Here is a 13,833-nt window from a genome sequence, read left to right on the forward strand (position 1 = left end):
CGGCGCGGCTCGGGGGCATGCCGGACGACTTCAAACTCGGTGTGGCGCCGCATTCGCTACGCGCCGTGTCATCAGAAGGCATGGAGTTGGCGCTCAGCCTCTCCCCGAACGGGCCAATCCATATACATGCCGCAGAACAGATCGGCGAGGTGAGGGAAGTGGTCGAAATTCTGGGCTCCCGACCCGTACGCTGGCTTCTCGATCATATGCCCGTCGATGCGCGCTGGTGCCTGATCCATGCCACACAGATGGAGCCGGAGGAGACGCTGGCTCTGGCCAGGTCCGGGGCGGTGGCTGGGATTTGCCCGATTACCGAGGCCAATCTCGGGGACGGAATCTTTGATGGGCATCGCTTTCTGGGCGCGGGTGGAATGATTGGGATTGGTTCGGATTCGAATGTCAGGATTGGTCTCACCGAGGAGCTTCGGATGCTCGAGGTCTCGCAGAGGCTTCGGGATGGTAAGCGATCGATTCTCACAGATGACCAGACATTGTCGAATGGACGGTATCTGTACGAACGCGCCGCGCGAGGATCGGCGCGCGCCCTCGGGCGGAATGCGGGGCGGATTGAAGTCGGCGCCCTGGCAGATTTTATCGCGCTCGACCTCAATTCACCTGTCCTGGGTGCCTTGCGGGAGGACGCAATCCTTGACGCATGGATTTTTGCGGGCACGGATGACATTGTTACTCATGTCTGGTCGGCGGGGCGGCATATGGTCAGGGACGGGGCTCATGTGAACCGCCACGAGATACAGGCGGCATATTCCGAGCTGAATGTCCGATTGAGGGGGAGACTATGACCAAGATGACGCACCAAATCATTCGCCAATCCATTCTCGAGCGGATTCAGAAGGGGGAGTGGGGGCTCGGGGATCTGATCCCGGGCGAGGCGTCCCTCGCCGAAGAATACGGGTGTGCCCGCACAACGATCAATCGCGCGCTGCAGGGGCTCGCAGATGAAGGTCTTGTCGTTCGCAAGCGGAAAGGAGGAACGCGGGTCTGCAACATGCCTGTCCGACAAGCTAGGTTCGACATTCCAATCGTGCGTGAGCAGGTGGAAGCATTTGGAGGGCATTATCGCCATCAGGTCCTGCGCAAGGTCGAAAAAGTGCCGCCCTTGTCAGTTCGTACGCGGCTTGGCTTGGAAAAGGGAACCAAGGCGTTACAGCTGGACACGGTGCATCTGGCCGATGGCCGACCGTTTGCGTATGAAGCGCGCTGGGTCAATCTGAAAGTTGTGCCCCAGATGAGGAGCGCGCCTTTCGACGAGGTCAGCGCAAATGAGTGGCTGGTTCAGACCGTTCCGTTTTCCAGTGGCGATGTGTCGTTCAGTGCCGTCGCGGCTGGCAAGGATGTCGCAAGCGCGCTGGAGTGCAAGGAGGGGGATGCGCTGTTTGTCATCGACCGTACCACGTCGCTCGCGGGGGAATTCGTCACGACGATGAAGCTTTTCTATCGCGAAGGGTATCAATTGTATTCGCGTCTTTAACGCTGGTAGGCCCGGCATCGGGGAACAGGGCATGCTCTGACCGGTTTTGTTGCAGGAAATGATCAGAATCCCGGCATCTGTACGTGCGACGATCCTGCCTGGGCATAGCGAGGGCGGCGGGTCGGCATGTGACCATTGCGGGTTTGTCGAGACCTCTCTAGGCTGACGCCAAATCGAATGAACATTCCAGGCCAGAAGGACCCCTCAATGTCGGTGCGTACCCGCAAAATTGCCCTAGGCCCTCTTGAGATCTCCATTCTGCAATATCTCTGGAAGCGCGGACCGGCCGAGGTCAAGACGGTTCACCATGACCTGGGGCGCAAGGGCGGGCAGTCCTGCAACACATTCCAGTCGGCGATGGACCGTCTCTTCAAAAAGGGATTGTTGTCGCGTCACAAGGTCAGCCATGCTTTCCTCTACGAGGCGTCCGTAAGCCAGTCTCAAGTCGTCACCCGTGTGATGGATGATGTTCTGAAGACGTTGTCCGAGAATTCCCGCGATGACTATCTGCTGGCATTTCTCGACCATGCGGCAGAGTCCGACAATGCTGCGCTTGATACGCTCGAACGTCTGATCAAGGAGAAACGACAGGAGCAGAACGACGCAAGGCGAGGAGAAGATGATGGGTAATGCCACCTTCCTGACCAATCTCGGAATCGCGTTTTTTGCGGCCTTGCTTGCCGCTCTCATCATCGGTGCCGTCCAAAGCGCCGTATGGCCCCGGTTTCACCGGCATCTTTCTCAGCTCAGTCCCCGACAATATGGGCGCGCGATCTTCGGCTATGCGTCGGTTCCCTTCGTGGTCAGCCTGGCCTTGTTTGTCTCTTGCGCGGCAGTGCCGACATCTGCCGGGTTCAACAGTATGCCCACGCATTGTCATTACGAAATGATGGTGACCTCTTGCCGCCCACATGAACCTATGTTGCTGACGCGGCTCGCTGTTCTCGGTTTTCTGGCCGTGCTGGCGCTTCTTACGATGCCCATTGTCCTTATTTTTGTGCACCGCATGCGCCTGCATGGCCGAGTCATTCGAGATCTGGAAACCTGGAGCCGGTATGATCCGGAACTGGGGGCCTGGGTTGTCAAATCCCGGACCATTTCCGCATTTTGCGTTGGCATAGTACGGCGGCGGATTTTCGTAAGCGAAGGCTTGCTCGCAAGCATTGTTCCCGAGCAGGCCCGGATTGTCCTTGATCATGAACGCGCTCATGCGCGGCGCGCGGATGCCCTATCGCTGTTTGCGCTTCAGGTCCTGACCTTACCATTCTTTCCCAGTGCAAGGCGCGGTCTGGCCGACGAATTTCTGATTGCGGTTGAATATGAATGTGATCGATATGCCGCCAGCCAATGCGGTGATCGATTGGCGGTGGCAGAGGCCCTCATAACGCTGGGCCGGTTGCGGCAGCAAAAGCGCTCATGCGAGCCAGAAACGGCATCCTTGAGTGTTTTTTCCGTGCTTGGGCAATCCCTGGAGCGTCGGATCAGTTGGTTGGTTCAGTCCCCTTTACCGATGCGTGATAGTGGGGCTGTGCTTGTTGAGCGGCTTGTTTGCTATGCGGTCATCGTGTCCTTCATAGTTGCAGAACCGGTTCATCATGGTCTCGAACAGGTCTTGATGCTCGCGTTTAACTGATAAATTCAAGGCGCAGCCGAGTTTTTGAGGCAGAATTTCAGGATTCCATTATCGACCTCTTGAAATAAGGCGGCAAGGCCCGGCCGCATGCTTTCAGCGTAAGTCTTCATGAGTTGGCAGACAGCGCCCAAAATTTGTTATGTGCACGCATAATAGCAATTGCTCGGTCAAAAAAATGTTGACGCTGCTATTTTTGACAATAACAATACAGTTCTTCGAAAGGCTTCTTGTGAAGTTTTGGAAGTGGTGTTGGTGCGGGAGTGAGGCCATCCATCAAGCTTGTTGATGGCTTACAGACTGAATACAGCGGATTTCTGCACGCTATCCGAGGGGGAGTGCCAGTTGAGTCGATTAAATTCATCAGGGGACTGTAGAGTCAGTCCAGATGCGTTCGGGTGTCGAGGTTTATCTGCGCCTGCAATTTACGCAAAAAACCGATCGTGCGTCGGTTTTTTGTTCGAGGTTGATCAAATCCTTGGCGGTGGCGCCGAAGATCAATGGCATGCCTCGGATTTAGTCTAACTGTCATTGGTCCCGAGACTGCTCGGGTAGCAATGTATGCAACCATAGGAGTGGTGAAATGAAAGTGAATGGTTCGGGGAGTGCCAGGGGGTTTGCAAATAAACTCATGGTGACAACAGCAATGACTTTGGGCGTCTCGTTCATCGTTGCGGCGGCCGCGTCCGGGCAGGAGGTCGATGCGGTCCCTGCCAGCCAGGAGGAGGTCGCGACCCAGGAAAAAGTTGTGGTAACGGGAAGCCGTATTCAACGCAGTGATCTGACGAGTGTGGGGCCGCTGGCTGTTCTTGATGAGCAGGAAATATACGCAACTGGTATCACAAATGTGGAAGAGCTTCTGCAGACTCAGTCGTTTTCGGCGGGTTTTGCCGGTAATGCCAATGCTGCCTACTGGGTGTCGGGAGGCTGGGGAACGGCGCAGGTCAATCTGCGCGGTCTCGGTCCTAACCGGACGCTCGTATTGCTGAATGGCCGACGGGTTGTCGCGGGTGGTTCAGGGGCAAACAGCTCTGTAGACCTGAACATGATCCCCGTGTCGCTCCTCGAACGGGTGGAAGTCCTCAAGGACGGCGCATCAGCAGTCTATGGCGCGGATGCTGTGTCCGGCGTTGTCAACCTGATCACGAAAGATGAATTTGACGGGTTCAGACTCGATACCAAGTTCGGCATTTCGGATGAGGGGGACGCTGAAGAATATCTGGTCAACATGACCTGGGGCGTCACCAATGATCGCGGCAGCCTGATGTTCAATGCGAGTTATCAGAACAATCTTGCCGCGCCCTTGGATGTGCGAGCGCCCTGTGCGTTGGCCGACCTGGATGGGGACGGGGATCTCGAATGCACCTCAGGAAGTTCGAGCACGGCGGGTGGCCGCGCCGTATTGCCGAATGGCGATCAGATCAATTTCATTGGTGGCGACGCCTATGAGCCTTTCAGCCTTGCCGCGCATGGGTTTAATTCCAATCCCTTCTTCAATGCGTCGAATCCTGTCGAACGCGTCAGCTTTGCGGCCATCGGAAAGTATGACCTCAATGATTCGACGCGCTTCTTCAGTGAAGCCTTGTTCAACTGGCGAACGTCGAACCAGCCAGGATCTCCGGCAACCTTGAGCAATATTTCGTTTGATGCATCGCATCCGACAAATCCGACCGGTGAAGACATCATTCTCCTGCGGCGCCGGACCGCCGAATTCGGTTCCAGACAGTTCGAGCAGGATGTTTCGACCTGGAGACTCGTCGCCGGTGTCGAAGGCGATTTATGGGATGGCTGGAATTACGATCTGTCTCTCAACTGGGGCCGAAACACTGCTGTTGATGCGTTGAAGAACAATATCAATACGCGCCGCCTGGCCGAGACGCTGGATCCCACGCTGTGTGGAATGAATGGAATTCCTTGTGCGGATATTCTGGGTGAGGGCGACCTGACTTCAGAAGTGGGAGATTATATCCTGATCAATCAGCGCGACACTGGCGGGAATGAGCAGATCAGCTTCACCGGCAATATCTCGGGCGCGCTGTTTGACCTGCCTGCCGGACCTGTGGGTTTCGCTGCGGGGTTCGAGTATCGTGAAGACAAGGGCTGGCTTGAGCCAGATTCCCTGCTGGTCGCGGGGGATGCGCTCGGCAATGCGCAGGATCCGGTCAGCGGCTCGATCGAAGCCCAGGAGCTCTATGCAGAGGTCAATGTGCCGCTGGTGCGCGACCTTCCACTCGCCCAAGCGGTAGATCTTGATCTGGCTGTGCGATATTCCGATTACGATCTGTTCGGTTCGGATGAAAACTACAAGGTCGGACTAAACTGGCAATTGGTGCAGGACTTCAAACTCCGCGGCACCTATTCAACTGCCTTTCGGGTTCCAAGCGTCACGGAACTGTTTTCCGGCGTGAGCGAAGGTCAGATCCCGACAGCCGACCCCTGTTCCAACTGGGCGACAATGGATTCGTCCAGTGCGGTTTATCAGAACTGTCAAGCTGCCGGCGTGCCGGTAGGCTACACCCAGCTCGGGTCAGCCATTCTGACCGATCAGGGGGGCAACCCGAACCTTGAACCGGAGGACGCTGCCACATTCACAGTTGGTGCTGTATACCAGCCTAGTTTCGTCCCTGGACTGTCCATCACGCTCGATTATTTCGACATCGACATTCAGGATGCCATTCGGCAGACATCCGGATCCACGAAACTCGCCTCCTGCTACACATCAGTCGGCCTGTCCCATCCATTCTGCGGACCCACGCACCATACGCGTAATGCCCTGACCGGAGACATCGACTTCCTGTCTGCGCAGAGCGCCAATACCGGTGACGAAGTCATGCAGGGCATCGATATCAGCGCCAGCTATGATTTCGCGACTGGCAACATCAAGCACTCCGTGGAAGTTCAAGCCACACATCTGATGAAGTACGAAGTTACCGCATTTGATGGGGACACGCCCTTTGTTTATGATGGCGGTGTAGGCTGTTGTGATGGTGGCTATCCATCCTGGCGTGCGACCGGGTCCTGGTCGGCCAGTTCCGGCCCATGGCATGGAACCTATAATGCGCAGCTGATTGGTTCAGCAACGGACTATTATGGTGCGCCCGGAGCCATCGGTACTGATATTGATGCTGTTCTCTACCACAATGTCCAAAGTGGATACCAGCTTACAGAAAACCTGAAATTGAGCGCTGGTGTTGACAATCTGTTCGACAAGAAGGCCCCCTACGTCAGATCTTGGTCGGACGGAAATACCGATACCATGACCTATTCCTTGCTCGGGCGATATTTCTACGCGCGTGCAACCTGGGTCCTGGACTAGGTGCTCAGGCAGTTGCCGGTTTGAGGGGCGCCCCCTCCCTCGAGCCGGCAACTCGCCACCCTCCCCAGTCACATATATCATATTGGAGTTTGAGATGTTGCTCACGCGAATGAAGGCAGTTACCGCGCTCATCGCATCATTGGTCCTGCTTTCGCCCGTCGCCCATGCACATGGTATTTCGGAGGAAGCACGTCGCAGAATGCTTGAAGGGGGAGATCTGCAATATCTCATCCTGGGCGCCGAACACATGATCACCGGGTATGATCATCTGCTCTTCCTGTTTGGAGTCATGTTCTTCCTGACAAGTTTTTCCTCAATACTCCGCTTCGTGACAGCCTTCACGATCGGCCATACAATCACACTGATTTCCGCCACATATCTGGGCATTACGGCCAATTACTTCTTGATCGATGCAATCATTGCTCTGACAGTTATCTACAAGGGGTTTGAAAACCTTGATGGTTTCCCGAAAGTCTTCGGGACAAAGTCACCCAATCTCTTGTTCATGGTTGTGCTGTTCGGCCTGATTCACGGGTTTGGCCTGTCGACGCGGCTTCAGCAGCTGCCCATCCGGGAAGATTCCGGCCTGCTGATGCACATTCTGTCATTCAATGTGGGCGTGGAATTCGGTCAGATCGCTGCGCTTATCGTGATGTGGATCGCTCTGAACCTGTTGCGGCGCACAAGGCATTTCGGATCTGCGAGTGTTTTCATCAATGCAGGCCTCATATTTGCTGGCTTTGCCCTGTTCCTGATGCAGACCCACGGCTTGTTCCATACGACCATGCAGGAAGACTATCCGATAAGCCGGGACGATCACATCCATGCCCATCTCGAAATGGGATCGATGGGACAGACCACAGCTCCGGCAGCGTCCCCTTCGCCCAGCACAGATTTCGCAAAACCTGCGGCGTCCGAGCAGACGAGTGACGAGGCGCATGGTCATTCACATGCGGCTGACGGGTCGCATTTCATGCCCGGAGAGGTGAAGCCAGCCATGACGGTTGGNNGGCTAAACAAGTAATCCCTGTCACCAAGAAGGAGACTATCCATGAAAGCCAAGATCATCATTCCCGCCCTGCTTGCTCTTTCGCTCGCAGCCTGTTCCCAGCAGACCAATGCCCAGACGAGTGACGAGGCGCATGGTCATTCACATGCGGCTGACGGGTCGCATTTCATGCCCGGAGAGGTGAAGCCAGCCATGACGGTTGGAGCGACACCGACTTCGCCTGAATACACTCAGTTGGCGAACAATGTGGAGATCATCGAAAGTGTCCAGGAGGCCATGAACAGTGGCAGCGCCACGTTTACGCATGAGGGCTATTTCGGTCCGCTCCTGTTCGGCGAAGAGCTGCGTGCCTATACGCTCCGCCTGGAGCCGGGCATGTTCCTGTCTGAGCACCCGCACCCGACCGAGAGCATCGTCTATACGCTGAGCGGCCGCTATGTTTTGTGCAGCGAAGGCAAGCGGAAGGTGATGGAAGCCGGGTCGATCTTCCATTTCGGCTCGAACATGCCCACCGGCTGGGAAGCGCCCTTTGCAGAAGGGGCCGAGGTCCTGATCTTCAAGAAGAAGCGTGAAGGCGATGACTATGATTCGTTTGTCGCGGGGATCAAGGATATGGCGGCCGGCCTGGACGTACAGCTCAAGGATGGCGAACCCTTCTACTATAGCCAGCTGCCTGCCGACCATCCGGCCATCCAGTTCGCCCGGTCGAAGAATCCGGACTTCAATGCCGTGCTCGAAACCTCCGGGCCAACCAAGTAATCCCTGTCATCAAGAAGGAGACTGTCCATGAAAAAGACCTTTCTTGCCGTATCATTTCTGGCTCTGAGCTTGGGCGGATGCGCTGGGACCTCTTCCACCGCAGCCTTTACCTCGGAGCCGGTGGAACAAAGCGATGTACAGTGGAGCCTTGTCGACTCCGTGGATCTCGAGGCGATCAATTCCGATCTCGAAATCGGGAAACCGACCGTTGATATCGGTCTGTATTATCCTTCGAACCTTCACCCGGATGCGGTCGAGAAACTGCCACTCAGCGGATTGGTGGAAGAATTCCTCAATGCGAAAAAGGTCTTTGAGCCCACCGGGGTTCAGTTCAAGCTTCTCTGGATCAAGACGGGACAGGTCGACCCTCAGCACCTGGCGATCACGGCATCCAATTGGGAGACCGATCTGCCGTCCGGGGGCTATGGCAACATGTATGTCCAGAGCGCCATCCATCCGACAGAAATGTCGGATGGAGCGGTGGCGGCGTTCGAGACCATCATCGAGCCGGCGCCGGAAAACAGCCGGACCGTCTATCTGGTCGCGATGCAGAATGTCTACATGCCGTATTATGAGGATCTCGACGGGGGACGGAACTGGGCTCCGAAAGTGGTGAACACGTCCGGTCTGTCCTTTCCATCCTACACGTATGCGGACACGATTCCTGACCGGATACGCGGCGTGATCACACTGACAAAGCATGACGCAACCAACAAGCTGACAATCGCCCATGAGCTGGGTCACAAGTTGATGAATGTCAGCCATGAGTATCGGGACGTAAGCCCGCAGCACGAAATACGGTCCGATGACGGATTGATGCTTTATGGGTCCGGCACGCAGATTCCCTCCGGGCAGGAGGGACGCTGGCATCAGGAACGTCTGCTTCTTTCGCCCTATATCTATCGGGCCGATGCGGCTGGCGAACGGGTCTGGAATGCCGATTTCCAGGCAGGCGGCGTCTATTATGATCCCATCTACGGAGACTATGCGGTCCAGTTCGACTAGAACCATTAGGCGTGGGCCTCCACGCTGGCCCACCCATCTATCGCGAACGCGCATGGCCCTCCTGGGATGGCCATGCGCATCTATTTTCTGTGCCTGCCCCCTGCGCTCAGGAAGGCCGGTGTCCCTGCGGGTGACCGGCAATATGCCTGATCCGGCTGGCACGGCTGATTGCTTTCTGCAAACTGCGAAAGCCCGGCACCCTCCTGTATGTCCGGCGTGGGGCTGACAGATCGGAGGCAGGCCAATCAGGCCTCATGGCGAGCGGAGGAGATGGACCGGTGATCCGGCCCATCTCCGCCGCCTAATACCAGGCTCTGAGACCGACGAGAAAAACGATTTCCTCTCCATCGTCACCCGTCGCTTCGATCATGTCGCGGGTGTCCCCCAAGGCGCGGTGCCATTCGAGTCCGAGATAGGGCGCAAATTCCCGCCTGACCTCATATCGAAGGCGCAGTCCCGCACTGATCGAGGTTAAACCAGATCCTGTCTCACGATCCGGTACCGGCTGCGCGGAAAGCTCCGCCTCGATGCTTGGCTGAAGGATCAGCCTCTGGGTCAACAACAACTCATATTCCGCCTCTATCCGGGCGGTGAGATCACCTTGCTCACTTAGAAAGGCGGCAGTCTCGACTTCGAACCAGTAAGGCGCGAGCCCGTTCAGGGCGACCACACCATGGGCGAGGCCGTCCGGCTCGATATCGTATCGCAGGCCGGCCTGAATATCCCAAAAGGGCGCCACGGCCCGGGAGTAGAGTGCCTGGATTTCGGCTTCCTCAACGCCACCGTCCGTGAGCGAGGCATGTCCCTCGCTCTTGACCCAGAGCTTGTTGAGATCGCCGCCATACCAGGCCTGGCCATTCCAGGCGAAGCGGTCTTCCGCTTCGGCAAATTGTGCCTCAAGCTGGTTGAACATGACGTAGAAATGCTTCTGATCTCCTCCCTCTGCGAGAACCCGTTGGCGGGCTTCGGCCATGACGTCCGCGCCATGAAGCGCGTCGGCCTGATTCCACGGGGGGCTTTGATGGGCTTCCTGGGTGATTGCATTCAGGGGAGCGCCTATCCCGGCACTCGAGAAAATGAGGGCACGCAGTATTCGTTTCACGAGGCTCATTGTGCGTGCCCCCCGTGATTCATGGCCTGATGGTCCATATGCATATCTGCGCCCGGCTCTGGCTCAGGCACTCCGGGGTGTTCGGGATGCGCGGCGGGAAGCACGCTCACGACCTGCATCATACCAGCATGCATATGATAGAGCAGGTGGCAGTGAAATGCCCAGTCCCCGACATGTTCGGCGGTAATATCTACACTGACCTTGTCTGCGGGTTTGACTGTTACGGTGTGCTTGCGCGGCTTGTGATGGCCGCCGCCATTGACGAGATCGAAGAACATTCCGTGCAAATGAATGGGATGCGGCATCATCGTGTCATTGATCAGGGTGAGCCGTAACCTTTCGCCCTCATAGAACTTGATGGATTGTGTAACTTCCGAGAACTTCACCCCGTCGAACGACCACATATAGCGTTCCATGTTCGAGGTCAGATGGATGACGATCTCGCGACCGGGGGGGCGGTGATCCTCGTTCATGTCGAGGGCCCGCAGTTGGCTATAGGTCAGTGTTCGGTGCGGCACGTCCTCGAGGCCGATACCCGGCTCCTCGAGCCGGCTCATCGCCATCGCGGCGATGTTCACCACGCCCGGACCGCGTTTGATATCTGCTTCGATCCTGACGGGCTGGATGGCGGGACCGTCGGGATCGGGTTTCATGGGCATGGCGCCCATGTCGTGCCCGCTCATGTCATGACCGGGCTGCGCCGTGCCGGATTCAGATCCGGCATCATGGCTCATGCCTGGCATGTCGCCATGGGCCATGCCCATGTCCCGCATGGTCAGTATTGGCACGGGCCGGAGGGCGGGGGCCGTGGCCTTCATCCCGGCACGCGGGCCGAGTGTGGCAACGGCCTGGCCCGTCCGGTCAATCGATTCGGCGACGAATGCATAGGCCCGGGCCTCGGTTGGCGCGACGATCACGTCATAGGTTTCCGCAACTCCCATCTGAAATTCATCGGTCTCGACCGGCTGGATATTCAGGCCGTCGGCCTGGACCACTGTCATTGGCAAGCCCGGGAGGCGGACATTGAAGAGGGTCATGGCGGAGGCGTTGATGATGCGCAGGCGAACCCGTTCGCCCGGCTGGAAGGCCATGTTGAAATTGTCGACCGTCGCATGTCCATTGATGAGATAGGTATATGTATCCCCTGACACATCGGCGATATCCCTCGGGCTCATCCTCATCTGGCCCCACATGCCGCCAAGACCGACCGGATTGGAGAGGGTCGGCCGGTTATAGTTCAGGCTTTCCGGATTCTTCTTCAACTGAGCGAAGATCCGGTGCGGATGGGTGAAGCTCCAGTCGCTGAGTACAAGGACATATTCCCGGTCATAGAGAGCCGGATCCGGATCGGCAGGATCAATTATGATCGGGCCGTAATGGCCGAGCTGTTCCTGAAGACCCGAATGGGAGTGGTACCAATAGGTCCCGTTCTGCGGCACCTTGAATTGATACTTGAAGGTTTCGCCCGGTCTTATGCCCGGAAAGCTGAGTCCGGGCACGCCGTCCATGTGGAATGGCACAAGCAGCCCATGCCAGTGGATCGACGTATCCTCCTGGAGGCGGTTCGTCACGTTGAGCGTGACATCATCGCCTTCCCGAAAGCGCAGGAGTGGACCTGGCAGGGTCCCGTTGATTCCTGTTGCCATTCCGTCTCGACCATTGATGCGCACCGGAAACCGGTCAATGTCGAGGTCAAACCGCGTGCCAGAGAGCGAGGCTATGCCGAGATTTCCGGCGCTTGCGGATCTTGCCCAGGCGGGAAGGAGCTTTGCCGAGCCCAGGACTGCTCCCGCGCCCAGCGCAGAGTGCAGCAAATGTCTTCTATTGATCACAGATATCTCCATTGAATTGAAATTTAACCAGACGGGCTGAGTGCCCGGCGGGTGCGGTCTCAATTCAGGAAACGGACTTTCAAATGCAGGGGGGAGGGGGATTGCGGCCAACTTCGCCGATCCGGTACGATCCTACGAAGCGGTGCGCGAAGAGGAATCGCGGACCAGGCCGGGTTGGTAAGCGTGACTGGCGCCTTGACCCCGCTTCCGACGAGACCGGCCAGCGTACCCATCCTCTCGCCTTTTGCTGCTGCGACTAATTGCATGTCGCAATGGTCGCTCTCCTGTTCGCAGGGCGGCGTCTCATGCTTGCCATGACCGTCCGCCATCTGCGCAGTCGTGTTTTGCCCGGACCCGGCAGTTCCGGACGCGGCAACAGGACTGAGGCAGAGACTTTGCGACAGGCCGAAAAAGACGGCGACAAGGATGGAGACTATCATGTTCATCAGGTTTGAACCTACACCCCCATTGGGGGACAATTCAAGGAGCGTCATGACCAGTATGCAAGGCCTGTCTCGATCGCCAGAACATCCTGTACCGCGCCATCATTCTCCGCCTCGACAATGTGGTTTCGGGCTTCTGCGACGAGGTCCTCCATGCCTTTGCAATGCTCCGACTAGCATTCACCATTGGCGTCTTCGATCAGCGTAACGGAGCAGACTAGCAGTCGGTGGCTCAATGAGTATGGCGAGCTGCAGGTTGACCAAGGCCAACCGGATCAAGGAGGTCGAGAAGGAGAATGCGCGGCACCGCTGGGCAACCTCGGATCTCACCTTGGATAACCAGATACTTTCGGAAGTTGTGCAGGGCGCCGTAGAGGGGCGCGGCCGAAGCGCTCTAAAGAGATACCCCTGATTGTACCGCTAGCTTGCAGCGTCGCTGCCGTTCTTCCGCTTTTTGCAAAGCTCGTGGAATCCGCCGGCCATGAAGGAAGCCATGCGTTCCTTGGCTGCTTCGAAGTCGTCAGATTTGCAGAGCCCGTCAGATAAACGATCGATCCGACCCGTGCGGCCGAGCGTAAGCATCAAGGCGCCGGTGACGAAGTGGTAGCCCCAAAACAGGTCTTCGCGCGAACAGTCGGGCAGGGCCTTTTCCAGCAGGCCAATCAGGCGCAGGACAACCTGATCAAAGTGGAAATCGAAGAGCTCTGCGCCATAGGTCGTGTTTGAAGACTGCGCACCGAGGACACCGTAATTTTTCCAGCCTTCGCCGCCCTGACTGTAAAGGTCGAGGTCCGTGTCGAGAAAGGCGCGCAGGGCCCCCTCGACAGTTGGTTTTCCACCGCTCGCCTTGTCATACTCATCAAGCGCTTTCATGCGTAGCGAACTTGTCACACTCGCCCGGCGCGCGATCACTGCATCAAAGACGCTCTTCTTGTCGTCAAAATAGTAGTTCAGCAACGTGTGGTGCACCCCCACACGTTTGGCAATGTCCTTCAGAGTGACGCCATTAAAGCCCGACTGGGCGAAAAGGTATTCCGCCTCGTCCAAAATCTGCTCCATGGTTTCGGCGCGCTGCTCAGCCTTCGTCATTCGGCGGCGGTTGGGTGCTGTCTTTGTCATTCGGTCAGTGAGCCATCTGTTTCGGTTCTCTTTGGTCAATGGCCAATTGGGCACGGTGTCAACGGTTTGCATCGCCACAGGTGCTTGCCTGGAGGCGTTTCAGGGGCCGTGCCCGCCTTG

The 13,833-nt window shown here is 57.1% G+C and carries 13 protein-coding genes; 8 read left to right on the forward strand and 5 right to left on the reverse strand.

Translation table 11 applies throughout. The features are described from left to right. The 3 genes from B4F73_RS11770 to B4F73_RS11780 form a co-directional block, all read left to right on the forward strand. A partial coding sequence (locus B4F73_RS11770; RefSeq protein WP_290483340.1) for an amidohydrolase family protein occupies positions 1-800 on the forward strand: 800 nt, incomplete at its 5' end. Next, the gene (locus tag B4F73_RS11775; protein ID WP_206993086.1) at positions 797-1,489 is read left to right on the forward strand and encodes a GntR family transcriptional regulator; all 693 of its coding nucleotides are present in this window, start codon (positions 797-799) and stop codon (positions 1,487-1,489) included. The genes B4F73_RS11770 and B4F73_RS11775, both read left to right, overlap by 4 nt. Before the next feature lie 207 nt (positions 1,490-1,696). Further along, positions 1,697-2,119: a BlaI/MecI/CopY family transcriptional regulator gene (locus B4F73_RS11780; RefSeq protein WP_290483341.1), complete on the forward strand. Its 423-nt coding sequence runs from the start codon at positions 1,697-1,699 to the stop codon at positions 2,117-2,119. On the opposite strand, the gene B4F73_RS11785 is transcribed toward B4F73_RS11780, so the two are convergent. Then, positions 2,064-2,687, reverse strand: a complete 624-nt coding sequence (locus B4F73_RS11785) for a hypothetical protein (protein WP_290483342.1) — start codon at positions 2,685-2,687, stop codon at positions 2,064-2,066. The two genes, B4F73_RS11780 and B4F73_RS11785, sit on opposite strands and share 56 nt — an antisense overlap. Between B4F73_RS11785 and B4F73_RS16850 the strand changes: the two genes are divergently transcribed. From B4F73_RS16850 to B4F73_RS11805, 5 genes are all read left to right on the forward strand, one after another. Next, positions 2,622-3,122, forward strand: coding sequence for a hypothetical protein (locus tag B4F73_RS16850; RefSeq protein ID WP_414651744.1), 501 nt, complete (start codon positions 2,622-2,624; stop codon positions 3,120-3,122). The two genes, B4F73_RS11785 and B4F73_RS16850, sit on opposite strands and share 66 nt — an antisense overlap. Positions 3,123-3,702: 580 nt before the next feature. Next, entirely contained in the window at positions 3,703-6,435 is a 2,733-nt protein-coding gene (locus B4F73_RS11790; protein WP_290483343.1) for a TonB-dependent receptor, read from the forward strand. Positions 6,436-6,529: 94 nt separating this feature from the next. Beyond that, entirely contained in the window at positions 6,530-7,459 is a 930-nt protein-coding gene (locus B4F73_RS11795; protein WP_290483344.1) for a HupE/UreJ family protein, read from the forward strand. A gap of 27 nt (positions 7,460-7,486) precedes the next feature. After that, positions 7,487-8,203 carry a cupin domain-containing protein gene (locus B4F73_RS11800; protein ID WP_290483345.1) on the forward strand — a complete coding sequence of 239 codons (717 nt, stop codon included), beginning with the start codon at positions 7,487-7,489 and terminating at the stop codon, positions 8,201-8,203. Between the two features lie 27 nt (positions 8,204-8,230). After that, complete coding sequence (locus B4F73_RS11805; protein WP_290480722.1) at positions 8,231-9,208, forward strand: hypothetical protein; 978 nt, start codon at positions 8,231-8,233, stop codon at positions 9,206-9,208. 301 nt (positions 9,209-9,509) lie between these two features. On the opposite strand, the gene B4F73_RS11810 is transcribed toward B4F73_RS11805, so the two are convergent. The 4 genes from B4F73_RS11810 to B4F73_RS11825 form a co-directional block, all read right to left on the reverse strand. Beyond that, positions 9,510-10,319, reverse strand: coding sequence for a copper resistance protein B (locus tag B4F73_RS11810; RefSeq protein ID WP_290480723.1), 810 nt, complete (start codon positions 10,317-10,319; stop codon positions 9,510-9,512). After that, positions 10,316-12,151 (reverse strand): copper resistance system multicopper oxidase, encoded by a 1,836-nt coding sequence (locus tag B4F73_RS11815; protein WP_290483346.1) that lies wholly within the window; start codon positions 12,149-12,151, stop codon positions 10,316-10,318. The genes B4F73_RS11810 and B4F73_RS11815 overlap by 4 nt, the downstream gene beginning before the upstream one ends. Before the next feature lie 59 nt (positions 12,152-12,210). Beyond that, a complete protein-coding gene (locus B4F73_RS11820; RefSeq protein ID WP_290480726.1) occupies positions 12,211-12,645 on the reverse strand; it encodes a hypothetical protein in 435 nt (144 codons plus the stop codon). A 369-nt stretch (positions 12,646-13,014) separates the two neighbouring features. After that, entirely contained in the window at positions 13,015-13,713 is a 699-nt protein-coding gene (locus tag B4F73_RS11825; RefSeq protein ID WP_290482200.1) for a TetR/AcrR family transcriptional regulator, read from the reverse strand. Positions 13,714-13,833: the final 120 nt, after the last annotated feature.

The organism is Hyphomonas sp. UBA3601, from assembly GCF_002375605.1.
GTDB lineage: Bacteria > Pseudomonadota > Alphaproteobacteria > Caulobacterales > Hyphomonadaceae > Hyphomonas.